Source organism: Chitinophaga horti (genome assembly GCF_022867795.2).
In the GTDB taxonomy this organism is placed as follows: domain Bacteria; phylum Bacteroidota; class Bacteroidia; order Chitinophagales; family Chitinophagaceae; genus Chitinophaga; species Chitinophaga horti.
Genome location: NZ_CP107006.1, coordinates 1754182 through 1779162, shown reverse-complemented (window position 1 = coordinate 1779162; position 24981 = coordinate 1754182). Strand labels below are relative to the sequence as shown.

The window sequence follows — 24981 nt, the reverse complement described above, 5'->3', positions numbered from 1 at the left end:
ATTCATTACATTTAAAGCCATCTGCATATGACGTTATGAAATTTGAAGCTGCCACTATAAAAGATATCGCGAAAGCCCTTGGTTTATCCACCTCTACCGTGTCCCGCGCGCTGCGCGACAGCCACGAGATCAGCGAAGAAACGAAGAAGCTGGTGTTGAAGTATGCCGCGCAGATCAACTACCGTCCGAACCCGATCGCCCTCAGCCTGAAAGAAAAGCGCAGCCGCTCCATCGGCGTAATCGTTACCGAGATCGCGAACAGCTTTTTCTCACAGGCGATCAACGGCATCGAGTCGGTAGCGAAAGAACGGGGCTACAATGTAATCATATCGCAGAGCCACGAATCCTTCGAAAAAGAAGTACAAACGCTTAATTATTTATCGTCCCGATCCATCGACGGGCTCCTGATATCTGTATCCGCCGCTACCAAAGACCTGGAACACCTCCGGGCGCTGCATGACCGCGGTTTCCCGATCGTATTCTTCGACCGCATAGTGGAAGATATACAAACGCATAAAGTAGTGATCGAGAACTTCCGCGGCGCTTACGACGCCACCATGCACCTGTTGCAGAACGGCTACCGTAACATTGCGTGCATCACCGCTTCCGAAAACCTGTCCATCAGCCGCGAACGCATTGCCGGTTACGTGGAAGCGCTGGCGCACAAGCAGCTGAAACCTTCCAAATCACTCATTAAATACTGTCCCAATGGCGGTATGGAACTGGCCGAAGTGGAACAAGCCGTTTCTCAATTACTGAAGCTCCGCCCCCGTCCGGATGCGATCTTTACTACCGGCGACAAACTGACCACCGGCTGCCTGCGCGTACTGAGGGCCCGCAACGTATCCATCCCCGGCGACATTGCCCTCGTGGGTTTCTCCAACTCCGATCTCATCGAACTTATGAACCCACCGCTCACCGTAGTGCGCCAGCCCGCCTTTGAAATGGGCGAAGTAGCCACCGACCTGCTGCTGCAACTCATCGAAAGCAAACGCCCGGTGAAGGACTTCGAGCGGCGGATATTGACGACGAGCCTCATCGTAAATGAATCGGGGAACAGGAAGTAATAAAGCCACCGTGAGTCTGCAGGCGGTAAAAGCGGCCGTGGCCGATCCGGTATAGCGCCTTAAAACAGAATAAGCCGCTAATTATACAAGATTTCCCTTCATCCATAACTTGATCCGCCTGCATGGGCGGATTATTTTTGTGCGTATATACGATTCCTGGCAAACAATTAAAAAAATTAAACGAATAAACTAGAAGTCTTTCATTCTCTATTTATGGCGCATTTAACTTTACAGGTTAAAGATAGAAACAGGGCTGCTTTCAAGCAGCCTTTTGATTTAGCATAAACACACCTGCTCCGGGTTTTTCAGGATATTTTTATACCTTTAGCGCGTTGCGCCGAGGTTGTGATCGGGAAAAGAATATTTCCGCCCCAGGTGAAGTGATGGAGAATTGTATGCACTATATCGTACACCAAGCTGAACATAGTTGCGAAAGTCGTTTAAGCTGAAATAGTAAACTGGTATACCGGCATGCCCTGCAGTTATCCTCCTGCAGCGCCTTCTGACCAGGCTGCGTTTGCACATGACGCGGCATACCCGGTAAAAAAGACACTAATGAATAAGAAAATTTTAATCGTAGAAGATGAGTTTATAGTCTCCAACGATCTGCGCCTGATCCTCGAGTCGGCTGGTTACCAGGTGACCGGCATCGCCGATTCCGTGAAACAGGCCAGAACGCTTATCGACACAAATCGCCCAGACGTGGTGTTGCTGGACATCTACTTAAAAGGTAAAGAAACTGGCATCGACCTCGCCCGCTGGTTATCGAGCGTAAACATTGCCTTCGTTTACCTGTCGGCCAACTCTAACCAGCAGGTGCTGGAAGCTGCCCGCGCCACACAGCCCTACGGCTTTCTGGTAAAACCTTTCCGTGGCAAGGACGTGCTCGTTACCCTCGACATTGCCCGTTACCGTCATGAGAACAGCCTGGAAGCATCGCTTCGCCGCGAAGCACAGCTGGAACAACAACTCGCCGGCATTGCCGCACAATCCACCGACAAACACCTGCGTTTACTGCGGGTGATACAGGCCCTGCAGGCACATATTCCTTTCGACTTTATTACCACCGGTAACACTACGCCCGATGCTTTGCCCTATAGCGGTGAAACGTTCCTGCGCATCGGTTTTGAACAATACCAGCCGATCGACATCGTCGCACTCGGCACTATTACCAAGCTACGCCAGCCCGAACTGGAAGCGATGCAACGCAGTTCGGCCTTAGAAACATTCTCCGCCATCCTGAACGGTGCTGCCTTTACCCAGGCTTGTGAGCAAAACGCTATGAAGCAATTGTATGCGCGCAGCTTTCACCTGGTCGCTAACCTGGTCATACCACTCTTAATGCCCGATGGCCGCATTTACCCACTATCGTTTTACAGTCGGCGTGCAGACGCGTACCAGCAGGAACACCTGTCGCTCAGCGTGCGCCTGCTGCCCATGCTTACCCGAATTATACAGTCGATCCAGCACCATAACGTGTCCACACCGCCTACGCCCGTCGCCACCACGGGCCGACAGAAGAATTTCGCCAACATCGTCGGCAACAGCCACCTGCTGCTCAGCGTGCTGGACCTGGTAAGCCAGGTGGCCCCTGTGGACACCTCGGTGCTGGTGCTTGGTGAAAGCGGTACCGGCAAGGAAAGGATCGCCCAGTCGATCCATGAATTATCGGCACGTAAAAAGCACCCTTTGGTAAAAGTAAACTGCGCCGCCCTGCCGGCTAACCTGATCGAGTCCGAACTGTTCGGGCATGAGAAAGGGGCGTTTACCGGTGCGCTGGAACGTCGTATCGGCAAGTTCGAACAAGCCGAAGGCGGCACACTGTTCCTCGACGAGATCGGCGAAATGCCGGTAGAACTGCAGGTAAAACTGTTGCGTGTATTACAGGAAAAAGAGATCGAACGGGTGGGCGGTAAAAGCACGGTAAAGATCAATGTCCGGTTCATCGCCGCTACCAACCGCAATCTGGAAAAGGAAGTAGCCGAAGGGCGTTTCCGGCTGGATTTATATTATCGCCTTAACGTATTCCCCATCGTGCTGCCGCCGTTGCGCGAGCGGCGGGAAGATATTGCTCCCCTGGCGCAATACTTCGCCGATAAATTTGCGGCGAAGTTTAATAAGGCAGCAGCCGGCATCTCCGATAAAATGATGCACGAGCTGGAAACATGGCATTGGCCGGGCAACATCCGCGAGCTGGAAAACGTGATCGAACAAAGTGTGATCCTCAGCGACGGGAAACAACCCCTCCAGCTGCGTCGTCCGTTAGGCGCCGCCGCACAAACCACGCCTACGGCTAACGTACCCCTGCAAACCCTGGAGGAAGTAAAGATGGCGCAGCGCGAAACGGAGAAAGCGTACATCCTTTCCATCCTCAAAAAAACAAATGGCCGTATCCGTGGCAACGGTGGCGCAGCAGAAATAATGAACCTCAAACCGACGACCCTCGAATCAAGGATATTTAAATTAGGCATCCGGAAGGAAGACTTACAGTAACGAAGGTCCTCCGGACTACCTCCGAAAAAATTGGAGGCCCCTGCATCAATCTCCAAAATATTCAGAGCCGGAAGGACTCAATCGTGCATTCCGGCACGCCCCCAAAACATTCCCAAACGCATAGCCACAAAGGTTTACACGCACTCCATCAGATACTCCTGTCAATTACGGCACATTAATAGAATAAGTATATACGTCCCGGTTAAATTTTACTGTATATCGTCTTAACCGGCTATTGCCTAAAACCCAAAAAATTGTGACCATGACGCGATTAACTACCTCACCGGGGAGAACTGCACCGTACCTGAAAGCGGTGGCTCCTATGCAACAGCTGGAAGCCGAGAGCAACCTGCCTTTCGAACTTCACAGCCTGGAATGGATGGAAAAACACCGCTGGCAGCACCAGCAGGACACGCCGAGGCGCAACAACTTTTTTATGATCATCTGGCTCAAAAAAGCTTCTGGAGTTCACCTGATCGACCTTGCCCGTTATGAACTGGCCGACAATTCCGTGTATTGCCTTACACCCGGACAAATTCACCTGTTAAAGGCGGATCCCGGCACGGAAGGATACGTGCTTTCATTTACCAACGAGTTTCTCAGCCTACACGAAAACAACTTCGACCTGTTGTTTAAAACCGGCCTGTTTTACACGTTCTCGCACAGCTCCGCCATCCAGCTGGATGAAGACCTGGCGCGGGAACAGGAAGCGTTGCTGCAAAAGATCAAACAGGAGTTCGACAACTATTACCTGCTTCGCGGAGAGATCCTGCGCGGATTGGTAAAGATCTTTCTCATCTATCTGAGCCGCGAGTCCGACAACACCGCCACAGGCGTATCGCACACGCGCAACCAGGAGTTGACGAAACGTTTCCTCAACCTGCTGGAGCAGCATTACACCACGCGCAAAATGGTAACGGACTATGCACAGGCCCTTGCCGTAACGCCCAACTACCTGAATGAAATTGTGAAAAAAGTTTCAGGCTTCCCTGCCAGCTATCACATCCAGCAAAGAATTATCCTGGAAGCAAAAAGACAGGCCGCGTATGTGGAAACAAGCATGAAGGAAATAGCTTACCAGCTTGGCTTTAACGACATTACCCACTTCTCCAGGTTCTTCAAAAATGTATCCGGCGTAAGCTTCTCAGATTTTAAGAAGCAGGCGGCTATGCAGGTTGCGATGGACTAATAAACTTCTGCTTATGACAAATTTTCAAGTGTACCCGGGCAATCGGTATATGATGCGCAGGTCGCCAACTTTTATTAAAGCGATCGTCTGGTCGGGCATCGTGACCTGCATACTATACCTGGTTGGCATGATGCTGGCTTCGTGGCTGGCAAACGGTCAACCGCCCGTACAGGTACTGCAATTCATCGCATCCGGTATATGCGGCGAGCATGCCTACACAGAAGGTGCGAGCAGCATAGTGGCCGGCCTTTTCCTCCATTGTATGTTTTCGCTCATGATCGCAGCGGTGTATTTATTAGTGTATAGCCTGGTGCCATTCGTGCGGCAGCATGCTTTTAAGGCGGGTTTATTATTCGGGGTGATCGTATGGTTGTTTATGTATGGAGCTGTTATTCCGCTCAGCCACGTTCCCTTACAGGAGCCAGATCCGGTGATGGGCGTTTTATCACTGATCGTAAATGTTTTTTTCGTGGGATTGCCGATTGCGATGGTAGCCAATTACTGTTACCATGCACACAAAAAACACCTGCCCGATATCACAGACCTTATCTGGCACAATTAAAGTAAAGCTTTTGTACAAGTAATTCCTTCATATGGTACTTGATGCAGGCGACAATTATGCTGACCTTTGTTAACGTTAATAAGACAATAAAATAGTTACATAAGAGCGACAGTTGTAGGTTTAATTACATGGCCGGGATAATCATATCCCGGCCATCACTTTTTTACTCGATACGGAACCAGTCCGCATCTACCCAGCCCGCATCGTTCGTTCGCATGGTACCCACGGCAAACAGGCCTACCTTCGCTCCTACCCAGCGACCCGGCCTGGCGGTAAAGCTGCCGGGGATGTCCGTGTAATCCTTCCCGTTATCGCTGTAGCTGAATTTGCAGATGGCGCCTGGCGCCACGGATACACGCAGCCATATATCACGCCCTGCGGCTTTTCCAATCGTCTTAAACATTTCCTTTTTGCCTTTGTCCGCCTGGATATTGATGCCTTGTTCCAGGTACACCACGCTATCTTTCATTACGAGTGATAGTTGTGCATAGTCTACACCGAGAATCACAAGTCCCGCCCTGTCGCCTTCCTGGCGCGGACGAAAGCGCAGTTTGGCCGTGGCTGTAAACGCATCCGCAGGAAACTTCTGTAATAATAAGTTCGGCACATTCCAGAGATTACGGCTGCTGTCGGCCATGCGGATCGCGAACAGGCGTAACACCCCTTCGCTCATGTTGCTATGGCTCCAGTAAGCGGATGGATTGGCCTGCCATTGCCATTGTAAGCCGGCTTGCAGCCCATCAAATTCGTCCGAATCGCCAGGTGTTGCTTTCGGTTGTGCGGCGCCTGTAGCAGGCTTTTTATAGACAGATACCGGCGTCCCTTTTCCATCGCCGTCTTTATCCTCGCCGATCACCGGCCAGTCGTTTACCCATTTCATGGGTTGCAGATGCACCACCCGGCCATACGCATCCTTATCCTGGAAGTGCAGGAACCAGTCCTCTCCGGCCGCCGTATTTACCCAGGCACCCTGATGCGGACCGTTTACCGCACTACTGCCCTGGTCCATCACGACTTTGCGTTCGTAAGGACCGTAAATATTCTTAGATCGTAAGGCCAGCTGCCAACCCGTGGACACGCCGCCAGCCGGCGCCAGGATGTAATAGTAGCCGTTTCGTTTGTGCATCTTCGGGCCTTCCAACGTGGGGTCCTGGTTGTGGCCGTCGAACACGATCGTGCCGCCGTCCAGCACCTTTGTACCTTCGGCGTTCATACGTTTCAGTACGATCAGGCTTTTAATGCCCGCGCGGCTGCCTGCATAGGCATGCACCAGGTAAGCCTTGCCGTCAGTATCCCAATATGGACAGGGGTCGATCAGCCCGCTGCCAGGCGCTACCAGCACCGGGTCCGACCACGGGCCTTTGATCGATGAGGCTTTCGTCATATAAATACCGAAATCAGGATCAGGATAGTAAATGTAAAACTCATTCCTGTGGTAACGGATAGCGGGCGCCCACACACCGTTACCATGCTGCACTTTAGAGAAATGCTCGAACGGGATCTGCCGTTGCAGTGCATGGCCGATCAGCGTCCAGTTGACCAGGTCTTTACTGTGCAGGATCGGCAATCCCGGCGACATGTTGAAACTCGAAGAGATCATGTAAAAATCGTTCCCGACACGAATAGCGTCCGGGTCGGAATAGTCGGCGTTGATCACCGGGTTTTTATAAGTTCCGTTTCCGTTGTCTGCCACCCAAACTTTAGAGAGGGCCTGTTGTTGCGCCGTTGCTGCCAGCGGGGCGGTTAAGCCGCCGGCCAGCAAAAGGGCTTTCATCGTTGTATGCATGCTTGTCATTTTACCAATCCGTTCAGGTATACCTCTAAGTTAGTGTACACTTTATCCAACTTCACCCCTTTTCCATCCTCCGCATTATTTGGGTCGAGACCGTGCTTGCGCTCCCAGTTGTCGGGCATGCCATCGCCATCAGTATCTGTTAAAGCAGTGGCAGCGCCCAGTTCCGGCCAGCCGGCTACGTCGGCCTGCGTATCTATCAAACCGTTTTTACCCGTCGTTGGCTGACCGCTCCGTACATCTGCCACAATACGTTTGTCCGCTGCATCTCGGCGTAAGCTGGCGCCAGCGCATGCGAGTACCCGTTCGTAGGCTTTCTCCGCTGTTTCCACCGGTATGTTTGCGACCGTGAAAGCTTTCAGGGCGCGGGCGGAATCCGGCTGCTCGCAATCCACGCCCCCGTTCCAGTTGTTTTTCGTAACCACTGCATTGCCATGCATCACATTCCCATTCACATAAAACTGCCCGTAAGGCGCGGATGGATTAACGATACAGGCTTTACGGCGCGACTGGGTGGCTGGCCCCGGGCGGTAGTAATTGTTCACCACATTGTAGCGACCACGCTCACCGCCATAACTGCTGTTGATGCCCCAATTGAACACCACGTTATTGCGAAAATCTACCAGTTCATCTTCCGGGTTTTGGGTGGATGCGGAGCCTGAAAACCGCGGCATACGGCTTTTATGGCTGGCCAGCAGGTTATGATGAAAGCTGGCGCCCTCGCCGCCCCATATGCCGCCGTAACCATGATCACCTTTGACGTGCACCGAGTGATTCAGGCTTTCTGCGATGATGCACCATTGCATCGTAAACTCGCGGTTACGGTAAAACGATGCGCACTCGTCCGTTCCCCAGCTGATGGAGCAATGATCGATCATGATCTGCCGGCGGTTGCGGCCACCAAAAGCATCGCCCTCCTTTTTAGCGACATCCCCCATGCGGAAACGCAGGTAGCGCACGATCACGTTGTCGGCTTCAATTTCCACCGGGTAATTACGGATGCAGATGCCATCGCCCGGGGCCGATTGTCCGGCTAACGTAACATCGCCCTGTTTGATCTCCAGCGTAGATTCCAGGGCGACCGTACCCGATACGGCGAATACGATCGTGCGGGCGCCCTTTTTGTTCAGCGCCTCCCGCAAACTACCCGGACCATCATCTGCCAGGTTGGTCACGGTATACACCGCCCCACCCCGACCGCCGGTCGTATGTTTCCCGAAACCTTCGGCTCCCGGAAAAGCAGGTGGCTGCGCATATAGCGCAGCCGGTAAAAAATAACATCCCAGTACCAGTGTCAAGTGTCTTAGTCTCATCGCTCATTAATATGTCCACCGCGGATCACCTACTGCGCCGCCGGTTTTGCCGGCCGTACGCAGTTCTGAGCCCGCAGGCAGTGTAAAGTTAGTAGTGGTGGCCGTCCAGCCCAGGTCAACCGCTTTGTTGTTGGTAGCCGTGAGGTAGGCGTATGTTGGTAAAGTTGCCGCCGCGCCTGCGCCTGTCGTCAGGTTGAACATGTTGTTGTAAGAAACGCTCAGCGTACTCGCGGCACCAGTTGCGCGCAACAGTGCATTACCCATCGTGCCGCCAGCCTTGGGCAGGTTGCACAAAATGCTGTTCTGGAATACGAAGTCCAGCGCATTGGCATTCGCATCCAGCAGTACATAGTTGCGACCATCGGAGCCGAAGTTGTTGAACGTGCAGGCGTCGATCGTCATCACCGGCTTAGCGGCTGGTGTTACGTTGGTGCTCCAGCTGATGAAGGCGCGGCCAATGTTATAGAACGTGGAATTGGTCAGTTCCAGTCGGGCAATGTCCAGCTTATCCAACGTGAAATAAGTGTAAGAGCCGCCATTTTCGTAAGCGATACAGTTATTCATTTTGATCAGGCTGATCTTGTGTCCGAGGTTGGCGCTGGCGCGGTTGCCACGGAAGATGCAGTTCACCGTATGGTGAATACGGCAGTTCTCCATTTCGATGCTGGTAAACGTAGCTGCCTCTCCGTCCGCATTCAGCCCCACCAGGTTCAGGAAGTAGGCGCCTGCACCGGCCGTACCATCGAACTCGATCCCGTTCAGTTTAATACCAGCGCCGTCGCCTTTGAGCGTAATCTCTTTAAAGTTCACTTTTGTATCGGACGGGTCGCCGGAAAGCGACTGTATCGTGACGGTTTTCTGTCTTACCACCAGGTTGGCGTAAGCGCCGCCGGCATCCTTAATATCGTGCGTACCAGGTTCCAGGCCGATGAAGGCGTTGTTGGAGCAGGTATCCAGTACGGTGATCAGGTTATCGGTAGGTTTCACTACGACGGTAAAGTTAGGCAGCACAAGCGTTTTAAAAACCGTGTAGCCTTTACTCTTCGTGCCGGCAAAGATCTCCGCGTAATAGTCGGTGTTAGGCGTGAGGCCTTTCAGCACTTTTGCACCGTCGGCACTTTCAGCGGCGGTTACAGGTACATCCGTAAGCGTGCCGCCATTAGGCAGGAGTGTAATTTTACTTACACCCGCAGTGGCCGTCCAGCGCAGGGTAACGGAGATGGCTTTGATCTCCGCCGTACGGGTGGGTTGGAATATCTGTTCACCCGTAATCTGGAAACGGTTGCTATGCACCCATTTCGAATCGAGCGTCGAATCCGGACCGTTTGTCTTTACACGGGCGTAGTAAAACTTACGCACGCCTAATTGTGTATCGTCGAGGCGTATGCCCGTGGTGTCGGTCTGCAGCAGTAAGGTGGTATGACTGAACAATGTATCATCAGAAATAGCAACCGTATAAGTTGTTCCCTTTTCTTTCGAATACAAGGCTGCCTCCCAGCTGAGTAGTACAGATGTGGCTTCACTGTTCGCCTGGATGATACCTTTCGGCATGAACATCCGCATCGGCGCCAGTTTCTCCTTTTCGGGTGAACAGGCCGCTACGAGCAGTAACAGGAGTAATAAGGGATACGTGGATAATATCTTCATGGCTGTCGGTTTTATCGGATTAATAGCCATAATCCTGTTTAAGCTTATAGTTATCGTTCAATACAGTGTTGTGCAACGGATACAACTCTTTCCGGTTTTCTTCAAACTGGATCACATAGCCGTTCAACGGATGCGTGAGGAAGTCCTGCGTTACTGCTGCTCGCCAGTCGCGGCGACTGTAGCCGGTTGGCGTAGTCGTCACCGATGGCTCAAAGAAAACCTTCGATGCATGTCCGCCAAAATTGTCCAGCGTATTAATATCGCCTGGCACGGGGCCGTTCTGGAAGTCGGCCGCCTTGGTATACACATACACGGGCACATTGGCATAACGGCCGGTACCGTTCATAAACTCGGTCAGCTTCGCGCGGGTCTCCGTAATTTTTGCCGCCAGCATGTTCCAGCGCAGCAAGTCGTACTTACGAATACCTTCCCCGCCAAATTCCAGCAAACGCTCCTGCACAACCGCCTTGAAGAAACCTTCCTTATCCGCCGGCACCAGGCCCATCCGGTTTTCGTTACCTTTGAACGCCCTCGCTCTTACTTCAGTTAGCGCGCCAATCGCTTCTGCAGATGGCGCGCTATTCAGTTCATTGTCCGCCTCTGCAAACATCAGCAGGATATCAGCAAAACGCAGGATCGGCCAGTTGATCGCCAGGTTCTGCGAAGTACCAGTGATGCTGGTCCACGAGCGGCGGAATTTACCGTCGCAGATGTCGGTGGCTTTGCGCATGATCTTTTTGCTATCCTTATCGATTTCGTAGTAGGCGAGTGTTACGTCGCGCCTGACATCACCAATAGAATCGAACTCGTAGAAGTAAGTGGGCAGGGCTACGATACCGCCGCCACCAGGGCCGAATTTCGAATTACCGTCCAGTTTCAAACCATTGTAATAGCCGAGTTTACTGTCGGTGCTGGCGTTACCGCCGAAAGCGCCTACTTCGAACATCAGTTCATGCGCGGCATCCAGGCGGTTACCGGTATGCAGCGTGCGGAAGATATTTTCGTAGTTCTCGTTTAGGGTATGCTGATCGCGACGCGCCATGATGGCTTTACATTCATCGTAAGCGATCTGGTAGTATTTCTTGTAGTCGTCGCGACGGATCATCTTACGCGGCTCGCGGCGCAGGGAGTAACCGCCACGGGCGAGTGCAATGCGGGCACGCAGACCTTTTACCGCCCCCTTGGTGAGGCGCAGGTTCTGGTCGGGCGATTCGGTACGCCAGGGCACCATTTCCGCCGCCTGTTCGAGGTCGGCCAGCACCTGGTCATAAATGCTGTCACGATCCATCTTAGGCAGATAGGTGTCGCTCAGATCGGCCGCAGGCTCAAAGTGGCCGGGCAAATCGCCCCAGTTGCGTACCAGTTCATGGTAAAACTGCGCACGTAAGGTTAAGGCCTCGCCGAGTAGTTTACGCATCGCCGCTTTGTCTGCAGCCGAGCCATTCAGGTATGGCTCCGATAACGGGATGTATTTGATACACACATTCGCCCTTTCAATGCCTTTGTACAGCTGGTTGAACGGGTTCAGCAATTCAGAATTGGTGTTACATGCACCATACACGCTGATGCCGCGACGATCGTCGCAGTTGTAGCTGCCGGAGGTTTTAAAGTCGTCGGCAGACTGTGGGTACAGGCAGCTCACGCGGTTGCCGTAGGCATTATCGCCGATCAGCATGGCGTACACGCCCACCACAGCGGAGTTAGCGTAGGATACGCTGTTAAACACCGCCACCTGTGACTGCGACGAGGGATCTTCCACCTGCAGGTAATCTTTACAGCCTTGTCCTACCAATGCTGCCAGTAATATCGTAGAGAATAATAACTTTTTCATGTTGACGTGCATTTAAGGATTAAAAGCTCACATTTACACCACCCAGGATAAACCGGCTGCGCGGGTAAGCCGCATAGTCTACAGCGGGCGTAAGCGGGTTACTGCGGCGGGTGCTCGCCTCCGGATCAAAACCACTGTACTTCGTGAATGTGTGCAGGTTGTTTACGGTAGCGTATACCCGCACACGTGTGAACACCTTTGTTTTCTTCAGCATGGCTTCGGGCAGACTGTAACCAAGCGTTACGTTGCTGATGCGCAGGAACGAGCCGTCCTCGATAGCGAATGAATGCAAGGTGTAGTTACCCAAAGAAGGCGTCCAGTATTTGGTGTTTACGTTCATGGCTTTCAGCTGCCCGGGATCATAAACACGCTGTCCATTTTCGTCGAACAGCTTGTAACGGTCGTTCATCAGCGATAGCATATTATTATCCTTGTACAGATACGCGGTGGTGTACTCGACCTTGTTCGCATTGTATACTTTGTTGCCGTACGACCAGTTCACAAAAATGCTCAGGTCAATACCTTTATACATGAACTGCTGGTTCAGGCCGCCTGTAAATTTAGGTTGAGCGTTGCCCAACACGCGGCGGTCTTCCTCGCCTACTTTCATATCCGCCTTATCAGAAAACTTCTTGAATTTCAGATCACCCGGCTGCGGCTCACGGGCACCCAGTGCGGCAGCGCTGGTATTAGGAATGCCGGCTTTGAGTGTGTAAGTATTATTCGATGCATTAAAATCGAAATCATCCGTGGTGTAAAATCCATCGGTCACATAACCGTAGAACTGCCCGATCGGTGAACCTACTTCTACCAGGAAGTCATACAGGTTGTTTTCCCAACCGGAACGAACGAGGTATGACTTGATCGGCTCACCATTCGGATTAGTACCCAGGGTCACGATCTTATTACGGTTCGCGCCAATGTTGAAGTTAGCGCCCCAGCTAAAGTCTTTCTTATTGAGGATAACGGCATTTAACTGCACCTCTACGCCCCTGTTCTCTGTTTTACCAATGTTCTGCAATTGGGTAGTGTAGCCCGTGGTAGATGCAACGCGCGCATCCAGCAACAGATCTCGTGTATTGTTGTGATAGAAATCCACCGCACCACTCAGCCTGCCGGCGAACAATGTGAAGTCGAGGCCGAGGTTGCGCGCGATCGTGGTTTCCCATTTCAGCCTTGGGTTAGCAAGGCTCAACGGCGCAATACCCGGTGTAATCGCTTCGCCGAAGGCATAACTGCTTGTAGAAGTATTGTACATCGTTTTAAACAGGTTATCGCCGATACGGTTGTTACCAGAAGCACCGTAAGTGAAACGCAGCTTCAGGTCCGACAGCCAGCGCTGCGGCGTAAAGAAGCTTTCTTTCGTAATCCTCCAGGCTACACCTGCCGAGGGGAAAGCAGCAAAGCCGTTATCGTACAGGAACTTCGAAGATCCGTCGTAACGAAGGCTGGCGTTGAACAAATACTTATCGTCGTAGCTGTACTTTGCATTACCGAAGAAAGACAACTGGCGGGTAAGTCCTTTAGACGATGTGGGCGCATCCTGGATCATACCTGCGGGTGGCGTAGCTTTCTGGATGCCTGCGAAGGCCTCATCGGCGGTAATATCTACAGGCAGCCATTTCACCGTCATGTTACTATTGGTTACATCCGTCTGGTAAATCTCCTGGCCGATCAGCACATCTGCCTGGTGTTTTTTAGGCAGCGTTAAACGGTAACTGAGCGTGTTGGAATTAGTCAGTGATCTCAGTTCCCGCGTACCCATACTGGCTACGGGCATATTCGCGTTCTGACGCGCTGTGGACGTAATGGAACCGTTGAATACATTATCGCGGCTGTTCGTAATCGTGGTACCGATCACACTGCGAAAGTTTAAATTCTTAATGATCTCGAAATTGAACCAGCCGTTAAGGATCACATCTTTACGATACTGGTAACGCAGCTCGTTTTTCGCCAGTAATACCGGGCTGGTAAGGTTGGTGAGCAATGCATATTCCGAATCAAATTCATCTACCGAACTTTCGTCGCCGGGTGCTACGAACGGCTTAAAGCGAACCGAGTTACGCAGCCTGTTCGTTCCCTGGGAGCCGGTATTAGATGTACCCACGCCATCGATCCGCTGGCTTGAGTAACGCGTGTTAAGCCCAAACTTCAGTTTATCGTTTACTTTATGATCGAACTTAAACGACAACAGTGTACGTTTAAAACCTGACTCGATCATGATCCCTTCTTCCTGGGTATTATTCAGGTTAAGGTTGAAAGAGGTGGTTTTGGAGCCGCCCATCACGCTCAGCACATGCGTTTGCGTAAATGCGTTGCGGCCGAATACTTCGTCCTGCCAGTCGGTAAAAGGCATGTTCTTATAGATATCGAGATCTTCCCAGCGGCCGTAGTTCTTTTCAAACGCGGCGCGGTCGTCTGCGCTACGATTGTATAACTGGTGCTGATACTTCACGAAGTCGTAAGGTTTCATTACATCCAGTTTGTTCACGATCTGGCGGGCACCGGCATAACCGTCGTAAGACAAGCGGGTTTTCATTTCCCGGCCGCCTTTCGTGGTAATAACCATCACCCCGTTCGCACCACGGGCACCATAAATAGCCGTAGACGCCGCATCTTTCAGCACGTCGATCGATTCAATTTCCTGGGGTGATAAAACGGAAAGGGCGTTATCCAGCTGGATACCGTCCACGATATACAAAGGCGAGTTGTCCTGCGTAATAGAACCGCCACCGCGAACGCGAATGGTAATATCCGCCCCGGGGCGACCTTCCGTCGTTTGCACCTGCACGCCCGCCAGCCGGCCCGTAATGGCTTCTGCAGCGGAACTGAGGGGCATGTCCTTCAACGCGTCCGGACCGAGAGACGATACCGCACCGGTGAGGTCTTTTCTTTTTACCGTCTGGTAACCGATCACCACCACATCGTTCAGTGACGACATGTCTGGCTCCAGCACAAGGTTTACGGCCGACTTACCATCGGTGCGTAGTTTTTTCTTTTTAAATCCAAGGATAGAGAAATTCAGCTCCACCTCACCGCTGCCCGGAACATTCAGCACGAACTGGCCATTGGCATCTGTCACAGTACCAATACTGGTATTGGCGACAGAAACCGTTACGCCGATCAGCGCTTCTTTTTTGTCATCGGTCACTTTCCCCCGGATCTGCCGCGTTTGCGGCCAGGCGGCAAGGAAGGGAAACAGCAAGGTTAAAAGGAGTACAAGTACCTTTTTCATACGTGGCAATTTTTAAGCAGGCAAATCCTGCGGACTATAGTAAAGAGATCAGTTGTCTAAGCGCGATCAAGTTAACACCTGCGATATTTGGTTGATGTAAATTCCGATTATTTGTATCAGTCTGTTAACAATGATAAACAGATTTTGGAAGAATAAAGAGGAAACAGAAACCATTATTTACGCAATCGTTCCCGGTAAAAAAGCCTTAAATTGCGGCCGCGCCGAGTATTGCGCCCCTCATTAAAAATGCCTTTCTGATTATGTTGCATGAGCATCTTTTGCTGATCATCCTGATGCTGTTTGTTGTTTCGCTCCTGGTCATGCTCGGGCAGAAACTCCGCATCTCCTACCCCATTTTTCTTGTGCTGGCCGGACTCGGTATCAGTCTTATTCCGGGCACTCCACATATCGACATCGATCCGAACCTGATCTTCATGATCTTTTTGCCTCCTTTATTATATGAGGCGGCCTGGTACACGTCCTGGAAGGAATTTTGGAAATGGCGGAGGCCTATCGGGCTGCTGGCTTTCGGGCTGGTGATCTTCACGTCCACCATCGTAGCCTACGTATCGCACGCGATCATTCCCGGCTTTACGCTGGCACTTGGCTTCCTGCTGGGCGGTATTATTTCTCCTCCCGATGCGGTAGCCGCAACCTCGGTACTGAAAGGGCTGAGCATTCCTAAGAGAGTAACCACCATCCTGGAGGGCGAAAGCCTGGTGAATGACGCCTCCTCGCTGATCGTGTTCCGGTTTGCGCTGGCGGCGGTTACGTCCGGGCAATTCATCCTCGGAAAAGCTGTAGGCGATTTCTTTCTCGTATCGCTGGCGGGCATTGCAGTCGGGTTGATCATCGGGCAGATTTTTTACCTGCTTCATCGTTACCTGCCTACCACACCACAAATCGATACGGCGCTTACATTAATGGCTCCTTACCTGATGTACCTAACGGCGGAGGAATTTCATTTTTCCGGTGTGCTGGCAGTCGTAAGTGGCGGTTTGTTCCTCTCTTTCCGTTCGCACAGCTTTTTAAGCTACCGTTCGCGGATACAGTCGGCCAACGTCTGGTCTACCGCCATCTTCCTGTTAAATGGTTTAGTATTTATCCTGATAGGCTTGCAGCTGCCGGCGATTGTAGAAGGGCTGGAAGATTACTCCATGATGGAGGCGATTTACTACGGATTGCTGATCAGCCTGTTGATTATCGTGATTCGTATTGTATGGGTGTACCCGGCCACATTTTTGCCCCGCATGTTAAGCCGCAGCATTCGCGAGAAGGAACAGAAGCCCACTGCCAAATCCGTATTCATCGTGGCCTGGTCGGGCATGCGCGGCGTAGTATCACTGGCGTCGGCCTTGTCTATCCCGTTAACCATTAATCCGGGTGTCGCTTTTCCTGAGCGTAACGTTATCCTCTTTATCACTTTCGTGGTGATACTGGTGACGTTGGTGTTCCAGGGGCTGAGTCTTCCACTGATCATCCGTTTGCTGAACATCGAGGGTGGCGACAGCGGGATGAAGGAAAGTGAGCAGGAAGCTTCCATCAATCTGCAAATGGCGCAGGTATCGCTGGCTTACCTGGAAGCGAATCATGCGGAAGAACTGGAAACATCGCCAGCATTACAGGAACTGCGTAAACGGTTTACCGGCATTATAGAAAACAATGCGGAAAGACTTGATAAATCGATCGCCCGCAAATACCGTAAGATACTGGTAGAACTGATCGACGTACGCCGGCAGGAGTTAAATCGTTTACGCCACGAACACGACTACGACGATGAACTGCTCCGGAAGCATGAAAGTAACCTCGACCTGGAAGAGGCACGCCTACGCAAATAATTAAATATTAGAAATATAAAATATTCAACTATCTTAGCGCCCGGCTTAAAAACCGGGCGTTGTTATTAGTATGTAGCAATTTATCTCAACGCCCAGTTCATCCTGATGTAATTCCCCCAACCTTCCCGATTTTAACCACCATCTTGACAAACCCTATACCGAAACTGGCTTCCCTGGAGAAGCATAGGCTTCGTTTGCTTTTTCACAAGACACACACTAACAGAGATACAATGCAGGAATTTTACTTTTTCACGTCCCTGAAAAGAAAGACGAATTGGATGAAGACCCTGGTGACGATGATAGCGCTGTTATGGGCTTTGCCGTCAGTGGCGCAATTTTCCAACTTCCCTACCGCGGTTTACAATGAATCGCAGACCCTCACGCCGGCCATCCTTTCGCTGGCGCCGGGTGCGTCGTTTACTACTACTGATCCCAATACAACGGGCCGCCTGCTGCATATACAACTTTCAGCCAACTACGAGCCGACACAGGATGTGCTGGGCATCCGGAACGACGGCGCTGGTGCGGGACAAATCGGCCGCATAGCCAATGAAATTACTTACGGCGGTACGCCTGTCGGCAGCATAAACGGCACGAACCCTATACTGATCAATCTTTATCCTGCTGCTACGCCGGCCATCATTTCTTCCATACTTCGGGCGGTTACTTACACCAATACCAGCGATGAGCCTTCCGTGCTGGACCGCACCGTTCAATTCATCTACCTAAGTACAAACCAGACAGGCCTGTACGATGTGAATATCCCGCTCACCCTCCAGGTAAATGCCGGGAATGATAGTCCGACGATCGATCCGTACGGACCCATCTCCGTAACCGAAGACGTTGCGTATACCCTCACCGGCGTGAATGCAGATGATCCGGAGGAAGGCGCTTCACCGGTGACGGTTTCTTTTACTTCCACACGGGGAAGATTTAATGCAACGGGCAGCGGCAGTGTATCCGTCAGCGGTGATAATACCGCGGTCCTGCAGCTGACCGGCGCTTACTCGGATATCCGTTCGTTTATGGCCAATCCAGGCACTGCCGTTAAGTATACTAACTTATCCGGACTCGATGAAAACATCCGGATTGCTACGAATGATGGCGGCCATACCGGAGCAGGCGGTGCAAAAACAGCGGAGATATCAGTGTCGGTGGTAGTAACGTCCGGGACGAATGATGCTCCTACCATTACGCTAACCTCCACCAGCTATCTCATGCCGGAAGATGCATCACACAGTTTGTCAGGTGTGACCATAGATGATGAAGATGCCGGTAGCGGCAACCTGACTATGACGATATCAGCGGATGGCGACGGCACCTTCACGAGCCCGCTCTTTACGGGCGTTACCATAGCTGGTAATAATACTTCCACGCTCGTACTGAACGGGGCACTCATCAATCTTCGCAACCTGGTGGCGTCCGGCACCATCAGCTATCAGCCTAAAGCCAATGACAATGGAGCACGTACGATTACGTTAACCTTAAATGACAATGGGAATACCGGTAATGGTGGCGCAAAGTCAGTAACACGGACCATTGCAGTCACCATCGACGCGACTAACGACGCGCCGACAATCGGTGCACCGGCTTCTGTGACTATAGCACGGCAACTGCCGGCAGCATTAACCGGTATCAGCTTTGATGATGCGGAGGCAGATGCCGTAGCTGCCTACACCGTCAGCCTTCGCATGGCCGGTGCAAACTTCTCCGGCACAGCACTTCCCGGCGTATCCGTCTCATTTTCGGCGAATACAGTAACGCTGAGCGGCCCGCTGCCTACGATCAATAGTATGTTTACGCAAGGGCGTATTTTAGTAAGCAGCGTAGTGTCCAATGTACTTACTATAGAGGTTGACGACAATGGCAATGCAGGAGGACCAGCCCGGTCAGCCTCAAGCACATTGCCGGTCACGGTACAGACTACGAACCTGCCACCGGTGATTAATTTACCAACGACACTAACCGGCACCGAAGATGTATCGTTAACCCTTACCGGCATCAGCATCACAGATGGTAATGCCGTTGCACCTTCTGTGACGGTAACAATGGTGGCACCATCCGGCACACTCAGCCAAAATGCGCTGCCATCTTCTCTTACACAAATCGCAGCGACCTCCCAGCAACTCATTTTTTCCGGTCCGCTCGCCGCTGTTAACAGTTACCTCAACGGTAACATCTTTTACACTCCGGCGGCAAATATGAACGGCAACATGTACGTCAATATCCAGGTATCGGATGGCGGCACGAATTATACGAATGGTCAGCTGACAGATACTAAAACATTAACCATCCCGTTTGACGCGGTGAACGACGGGCCAGTGGTGACCATCCCGGTAAATCCGTCTCACCCGGAAGACAATCAATACCTGTTTGCCGGGTTGAGCTTCGCAGATGTTGATGCAGGCAGCTCTCCCGTTACGGTCACTTTCAGTACAGCGACCGGCTCATTCACCGCGCTACCCGGGAATGGCGTAACAGCCGCAGGCGCTTCCACAACTATGACATTGACGGGCAGCTTCAACAACCTCAATACTTTCATAGCAGACGGCAGGATGAGATGGTCGCCGGCGAATGACTTCAATGGGCCAGTTAGCATTACGGTAAGCATTAATGATGGCGGCAATACAGGTAGCGGCGGCAGTTTGACCGACAGCAAAACCATTGCGTTCACCGTTACTCCTGTGAACGATGCGCCAACAATTTCTTCCATGGTTTTTTACACGGTTGAAGAAGACGTTCAAACATCCCTCCGCCCCTTCACCTTTAGCGATGTGGACGCGGGAAGCGGAATGGTAACCGTAACCTTTACTGCCGCACGGGGCGCACTCAGAGGGACAAGCGGCGCCGGCGTTACCGTTACAGGCCACAACACCACTACATTAACGCTGAGCGGCAGGCTGGCAGACATCAACGCATATATCGCAGCCGAAGGATTAACGTACCTGACAGCCCTGAACGACGTCAACGATGTGTCGCTCTCCGTTTCTATCACCGACAATGGTAATAGCGGTGGTGCAGCACGGGTGACCAACTCCGCCTCGACCATACAAGTATCAATGGTGAACGATGCGCCGCGTTTAACCGCGCCATCCACGCAAAGTGTGGATATGAACAATACCCTGCACTTCAATGCCGCTAACAGCAACCAGGTATCAGCCTCCGACGTGGATAATCCCGCAACAGCCCTGGTTACGGTGTCCGCGACCAACGGCACACTTACCCTCAGTAATACTGCAGGCCTGGCATTTATCGCCGGCGGTCCGGGCATCGATATTGCCTCCATGCAATTCGACGCCACTATGGCCGACATAAACGCCGCCCTCAGTTCACTATCATTTAGTCCGACTGCTAACTATTATGGCGCGGCAACGGTTACCATACTAATCAACGACAAAGGGAATACCGGCCCCGGCATCGGTTTAACCGACACCAGGATTATCAACATCAACGTAGTAGCGGTGAACCCGGTAGTAACGGCTGTAAGCAGCCCGAAAGCCAATGGTACCTACAAAACAGGTGAGGTGATCCCTGTTACAGTTACCTTCAACCTGCCAGTAACCGTTACCGGCACACCGCAACTGACGCTCGAAACCGGCACTACTGACCGCACCATCAACTTTACTTCGGTATCCGGCAGTACAATGACCTTCGACTATACCGTTCAAAGCGGCGACGCTTCGGCCGACCTCGATTACCTGTCTGCCACCGCACTGACGCTCAATACCGGCACCATCAGCCATGCAGGGTTGCCTGCGGTACTAACCCTCCCGGCCCCTGGCGCTGCGGGATCACTCGGTGCCAACAAAGCGCTGGTGATAGACGGAATCTCACCGAAGATTACTTCCGTATCTGTACCGGCGAATGGTACTTACAGGACCGGGCAGTCGCTGAACTTTATCGCAACTTTTGATGAAACAGTAACCGTTACGGGCATTCCTGAACTGGAAGTACAAATTGGCGGCGGCGCGGTAAAGGCACTGTACACCGGCGGTAATAACAGCAATGCACTTACCTTCCGCTACACTGTAACGACAGGAGAACTGGATACAGATGGCATCGGGCTGAATGCACTGTCGGGCAACATTACCGACATCGCCACCAACCCGGCTGTACTGACACTGAACAATGTGGCAAGTCTCACCGGCGTAACAGTAGATGCCATCACACCTGCTATTACTACCGTTACCATACCGGCGGATAAAATATATACGGCAGGAGAAACACTCGACTTCACCGTTAGCTACGACGAAGCGATAATTGTCACCGGCAACCCACTCATCACCCTTAACATTGGCGGCAACAGCTACCAGGCCGCCCTGCTTAGCAGCACGGCCACTTCGCTCACTTTCCGTTATACGGTGGTGACAGGTAACCTGGACCGTGACGGGATTGCTGTAAACAACAACATTACCGCCAACAGCGGCACCATACGCGATGCGGCTGGCAACGATGCCGCCACCACACTTACCCTGCCTGCTACCACCCGCATACTGGTAGACGCAGTAACGCCTGTAATTACAGCCGGACAAACATTGTCCGTTGCTGAAAACAGCACCGCGGGTACAACAGTAGGTACCGTAGCCGGCACCGATCCAGGATCTACCGGCACCCTTCAGTCCTGGACGATCACCACTAACGTTGACGCCAACGGCAATGGTACCAATGCCTTTGTGATCAACGCAGCAACCGGCGCCATTACTGTAAACGATGCCGCCGACCTGGATTACGAAACCACCTCGTCCTTCACCATTACACTGACCGTGACAGACGGCGCCAATACCAGTACCGCGCAATCCATCACCATCAACGTAACCAACGTTCCCGAGCCACCGACCGACGTGTTATTGAGCAATAACAGCATTGCCGAAAACAACGCTGTAAATGCCACCATCGGATCGCTGAGCGCTACTACTACGGAAACGGGCATTACCTTTACTTACAGCCTCGTAAGCGGCACCGGCGATGCGGACAACAGCGCATTTGTCATCAGCGGCGACCAACTGCAGGCTGCTGCCAGCTTTAACTACGAAACGAAGAACACCTACAGCATACGTGTAAGGGCAACGACCAACCAGGGCCTTACGCTTGACCGCAACTTCATCATCACGGTTGGAGATGTGAACGAAGCGCCCACCCTGGATGCGCTGACCGATCAGTCGCTTTGTGCCACGAACAACACCTATACAATTGCATTCAGCGGCGCCACTGCCGGCCCGGAAACGACGCAAACCCTTACATACGACGTCAGCTCCAACAACGCAGCGCTGTTCAGCAGTTTAACGGTAAATGCCAGCGGTGTACATGTACGGTTCGTGACGGGTGCTACCGGTTCCGCTACGGTTACAGTAACGCTCACCGACAATGGCGGCACGGCAAATGGTGGTATCAACACTTTCAGCCGTAGCTTCAATGTGGGTGTAACCAGCATTGCCGCGCCTACGATTACTGCAAGTACTGCGAACCCGGCATCGAAAGGCATCAACATGACACTCACCGCTGCGGGTGGCGCATCTTATGTGTGGGATAACGCGGCCGACATCGTATCCGGCCAGAACGACGCCCAGTTGGTGATTCGTCCGTCTGCCAGCGCGACTTACCGCGTAACGGCATTCAATGGTGCCGGTTGCTCGGCCAGCACGGAGTATAGCGTTACCGTTGCCGATGATTATAAAGTAGATGCGACCAACCTGATGACGCCGAACGGCGATGGCATCAACGACCGCTTCGTGATCAAAAACATCGATAGCTATCCTGGAAATGAACTGAAGATATTCGACCGCTCCGGCCGCCTCATCTATGTGAAGAAAGGTTACCGCAACGAGTGGGATGCCCGCGTAAACGGCCGTCCGCTCGAAGAAGGCACCTACTATTACATACTTGACTTTGGTGCAGGGCTGCCGAAAGTAAAAGGATTCGTAACTGTAGTTCGTGACAAATAACTATCCATGACACTCAAAAACAACAAACGTATGAAACGTATTATCATAGCCGGTTGCGCGCTGCTGCTCGCAGCCGGCACCAGCCACGCCCAGGAACTTGGTCATACCACTACACAGGTAGACCCGCTGCCATCGCAGTATTTCCAGAACCAATACCTGGGTAACCCCGCCTTTGCGGGCGTTGACTCGGGCCTGCATCTAAACGGCAGCTACCGCCGCCAGCTGGAGAACGCACCCGGCGTACCCGTTACCATGGCCTTTACCGGTGATTATTACGTGGGCCGCCGCGTAGGTGCCGGCGTAAATGTGATGCTCGACAAAGCCGGACTGCTCTCCCGCTCCCGTGTGACGCTTACATATGCCTATCACCTGCCGCTCACCGCATCCGGCGAACAGAAACTTCACTTCGGCGTATCTGCCGGCTTCCGCTATGACCGCCTGGATACGAAGGCGGTAAATGCAGATCCGAACGACCCCTCGCTGGGTTTGTTCAACCGTCGGGACAACTACTTTGACGGGGACTTTGGGGTGGCGTATACCGATGCGCACTGGAATGTACAGGCGGCTTTGCCGAACATTGCCGGCTACCTGAAGGAAGAAAACCGCCAGATCGCCAACAGCGCTACGTTCTACGCCGCTGCCAGCTACAAGTTTAACCTGGCCGACGATGCCACTTCCATCGAGCCGAAAGTGGCCTACCGTGGCGTGAGACATTACGACAACCTGTTCGACCTGGGTGCGAACGTCACTTTCCTGAAGAACGCACTGAACGTGTTCGGGCTGTACCACACCTCGAAAAATTTTACGGCGGGTGCTGGCTTTAATGTGAAAGAAACCGTTAACTTGCAACTAATGTATACCTCGCAGACAGCGGGTTTACGCAACTACCTCGATTCAAACTTCACACTGGGGATAACAATAAATCTCTTCAGGGACCTTTACTGATTACGTCAAAGGGCTGCCATCACCGGCAGCCCTTCTTTTTATATTCCACTCGCGGCGATCTTCCACCAATCGCCGAATATCTTTTCCAGCGTATAATCCGATGCATCTTTTAACTGGTGCGACCATGGCACCCGGCGCTTCGCATCTGCCCCAGCTCCTTTATTTTCATATTCTGCATAAAAGACTGTTTTCTCTTTATCCGTACTGCCCCAGTTGTGCCAGCCCTCTGGCTTTACCAGTGCCGGCATGTTACAGCCGATAAATACCGTTTTGGCATAAGGCCGCCAGGGCCGGCCAAGATAAAACGAGCCGTCGGGCGCATCGCCGGTGATGTTGCAATGAAGAAATACGTACCCATACCGGCTCGTATCCGGCGTGGAAGCGGCGGTAATGTACCCACCGCGGCGACAGTAAATCGTACAGCTGTCAAATACAGCGGTGGCTGAGCCGAAAATGAAGTCTACTGCACCCTCGATGTAGCAGCCTTTATAATATTGACGGCTGTTATGGCCATAAGTGTACAACGTGTCCTGGAAACCCAGGAAACGGCAGTTATAAAACCGCGCGTGATCGCCGTTTACGAACACTGCCACCACCGCCTGTCCGACCGGGCCGGCCGTATTACTGAACGTTATATTGAAAGCTGTAAAATCGTTACCATGGATAAAGAAACCCGATGAACCGCTGGTACCAATATCTTCGCCGAAACGGTTTTTGCGTTGTGCCCAGTCATCGTACGTAATCACGGTACCCTCGAGGCTTTCACCGATGAACGTAACGTTGTTTTTACCATTAGCTAATACCAGCTTCTCTTTATAAGTACCTTTCTTAATGAAGATCACCGTGGGCTTCTTCCTGAAATCCGGCACGGCATTGATAGCTTCCTGTACCGTTGTGAAGTCTCCGCTGCCATCCTGTGCCACCACAAAATCGTGCTTGGTCTGGGCTTTTATGGAAGATGTGATCAGCAAAACCAGGCTTAGGAGCAAAAGACGGGCAGTGTGCATAACGGGAATTTTGATCCTCCCAAATTATCCCTTAAAGAAAAAAGGCGATTATTTTTTTACGCAATCGTTCCCGGTAAAAGATATTTTTTGTCAGCGATGGATTCCCTCTTATTTTTGTAT

13 protein-coding genes are annotated in these 24981 nt (G+C 52.2%); 7 read left to right on the top strand and 6 right to left on the bottom strand.

All coding sequences use genetic code 11. The features are described from left to right. Positions 1-35 precede the first annotated feature (35 nt). From MKQ68_RS07195 to MKQ68_RS07180, 4 genes are all read left to right on the top strand, one after another. Positions 36-1067 carry a LacI family DNA-binding transcriptional regulator gene (locus tag MKQ68_RS07195; protein ID WP_264282698.1) on the top strand — a complete coding sequence of 344 codons (1032 nt, stop codon included), beginning with the start codon at positions 36-38 and terminating at the stop codon, positions 1065-1067. 555 nt (positions 1068-1622) lie between these two features. Then, a complete protein-coding gene (locus tag MKQ68_RS07190) occupies positions 1623-3560 on the top strand; it encodes a sigma 54-interacting response regulator (RefSeq protein WP_264282697.1) in 1938 nt (645 codons plus the stop codon). 262 nt (positions 3561-3822) lie between these two features. Beyond that, on the top strand, positions 3823-4749 hold the full coding sequence (locus MKQ68_RS07185) for an AraC family transcriptional regulator (protein ID WP_264282696.1): 927 nt from the start codon (positions 3823-3825) through the stop codon (positions 4747-4749). A gap of 13 nt (positions 4750-4762) precedes the next feature. Next, entirely contained in the window at positions 4763-5311 is a 549-nt protein-coding gene (locus MKQ68_RS07180) for a V-type ATP synthase subunit I domain-containing protein (protein WP_264282695.1), read from the top strand. Between the two features lie 163 nt (positions 5312-5474). Here the strand turns inward: MKQ68_RS07180 and MKQ68_RS07175 are convergent, their stop codons facing one another. The 5 genes from MKQ68_RS07175 to MKQ68_RS07155 are packed head-to-tail and all read right to left on the bottom strand — an operon-like array spanning position 5475 to position 15129. Beyond that, positions 5475-7097 (bottom strand): glycoside hydrolase family 43 protein, encoded by a 1623-nt coding sequence (locus MKQ68_RS07175; RefSeq protein WP_349773809.1) that lies wholly within the window; start codon positions 7095-7097, stop codon positions 5475-5477. 5 nt (positions 7098-7102) lie between these two features. After that, entirely contained in the window at positions 7103-8416 is a 1314-nt protein-coding gene (locus MKQ68_RS07170; RefSeq protein WP_264282694.1) for a pectate lyase, read from the bottom strand. Positions 8417-8422: 6 nt separating this feature from the next. Beyond that, a complete protein-coding gene (locus tag MKQ68_RS07165) occupies positions 8423-10063 on the bottom strand; it encodes a DUF4957 domain-containing protein (RefSeq protein WP_244844360.1) in 1641 nt (546 codons plus the stop codon). A 19-nt stretch (positions 10064-10082) separates the two neighbouring features. Next, complete coding sequence (locus MKQ68_RS07160; RefSeq protein ID WP_264282693.1) at positions 10083-11894, bottom strand: RagB/SusD family nutrient uptake outer membrane protein; 1812 nt, start codon at positions 11892-11894, stop codon at positions 10083-10085. A 19-nt stretch (positions 11895-11913) separates the two neighbouring features. After that, positions 11914-15129, bottom strand: coding sequence for a SusC/RagA family TonB-linked outer membrane protein (locus MKQ68_RS07155; RefSeq protein ID WP_264282692.1), 3216 nt, complete (start codon positions 15127-15129; stop codon positions 11914-11916). A 260-nt stretch (positions 15130-15389) separates the two neighbouring features. On the opposite strand from MKQ68_RS07155, the gene MKQ68_RS07150 reads away from it, so the two are divergent. The 3 genes from MKQ68_RS07150 to MKQ68_RS07140 all read left to right on the top strand — a co-directional run bounded on the left by MKQ68_RS07150 (position 15390) and on the right by MKQ68_RS07140 (position 23854). Continuing rightward, entirely contained in the window at positions 15390-16967 is a 1578-nt protein-coding gene (locus MKQ68_RS07150) for a Na+/H+ antiporter (RefSeq protein ID WP_264282691.1), read from the top strand. 230 nt (positions 16968-17197) lie between these two features. After that, positions 17198-22909 carry a T9SS type B sorting domain-containing protein gene (locus MKQ68_RS07145; protein ID WP_264282690.1) on the top strand — a complete coding sequence of 1904 codons (5712 nt, stop codon included), beginning with the start codon at positions 17198-17200 and terminating at the stop codon, positions 22907-22909. A 30-nt stretch (positions 22910-22939) separates the two neighbouring features. Then, positions 22940-23854, top strand: a complete 915-nt coding sequence (locus MKQ68_RS07140; RefSeq protein WP_264282689.1) for a PorP/SprF family type IX secretion system membrane protein — start codon at positions 22940-22942, stop codon at positions 23852-23854. 38 nt (positions 23855-23892) lie between these two features. Here MKQ68_RS07140 and MKQ68_RS07135 read toward each other — a convergent pair whose 3' ends face one another. Next, positions 23893-24861 (bottom strand): pectinesterase family protein, encoded by a 969-nt coding sequence (locus MKQ68_RS07135; protein ID WP_264282688.1) that lies wholly within the window; start codon positions 24859-24861, stop codon positions 23893-23895. Positions 24862-24981 lie beyond the last annotated feature (120 nt).

Bases quoted from the DNA above. Each gene is read 5' to 3' on its own strand.
- MKQ68_RS07195 (WP_264282698.1), top strand. From the start codon at position 36: ATGAAATTTGAAGCTGCCACTATAAAAGATATCGCGAAAGCCCTTGGT.
- MKQ68_RS07190 (WP_264282697.1), top strand. From the start codon at position 1,623: ATGAATAAGAAAATTTTAATCGTAGAAGATGAGTTTATAGTCTCCAAC.
- MKQ68_RS07185 (WP_264282696.1), top strand. From the start codon at position 3,823: ATGACGCGATTAACTACCTCACCGGGGAGAACTGCACCGTACCTGAAA.
- MKQ68_RS07180 (WP_264282695.1), top strand. From the start codon at position 4,763: ATGACAAATTTTCAAGTGTACCCGGGCAATCGGTATATGATGCGCAGG.
- MKQ68_RS07175 (WP_349773809.1), bottom strand. From the start codon at position 7,097: ATGCATACAACGATGAAAGCCCTTTTGCTGGCCGGCGGCTTAACCGCC.
- MKQ68_RS07170 (WP_264282694.1), bottom strand. From the start codon at position 8,416: ATGAGACTAAGACACTTGACACTGGTACTGGGATGTTATTTTTTACCG.
- MKQ68_RS07165 (WP_244844360.1), bottom strand. From the start codon at position 10,063: ATGAAGATATTATCCACGTATCCCTTATTACTCCTGTTACTGCTCGTA.
- MKQ68_RS07160 (WP_264282693.1), bottom strand. From the start codon at position 11,894: ATGAAAAAGTTATTATTCTCTACGATATTACTGGCAGCATTGGTAGGA.
- MKQ68_RS07155 (WP_264282692.1), bottom strand. From the start codon at position 15,129: ATGAAAAAGGTACTTGTACTCCTTTTAACCTTGCTGTTTCCCTTCCTT.
- MKQ68_RS07150 (WP_264282691.1), top strand. From the start codon at position 15,390: ATGTTGCATGAGCATCTTTTGCTGATCATCCTGATGCTGTTTGTTGTT.
- MKQ68_RS07145 (WP_264282690.1), top strand. From the start codon at position 17,198: ATGCAGGAATTTTACTTTTTCACGTCCCTGAAAAGAAAGACGAATTGG.
- MKQ68_RS07140 (WP_264282689.1), top strand. From the start codon at position 22,940: ATGAAACGTATTATCATAGCCGGTTGCGCGCTGCTGCTCGCAGCCGGC.
- MKQ68_RS07135 (WP_264282688.1), bottom strand. From the start codon at position 24,861: ATGCACACTGCCCGTCTTTTGCTCCTAAGCCTGGTTTTGCTGATCACA.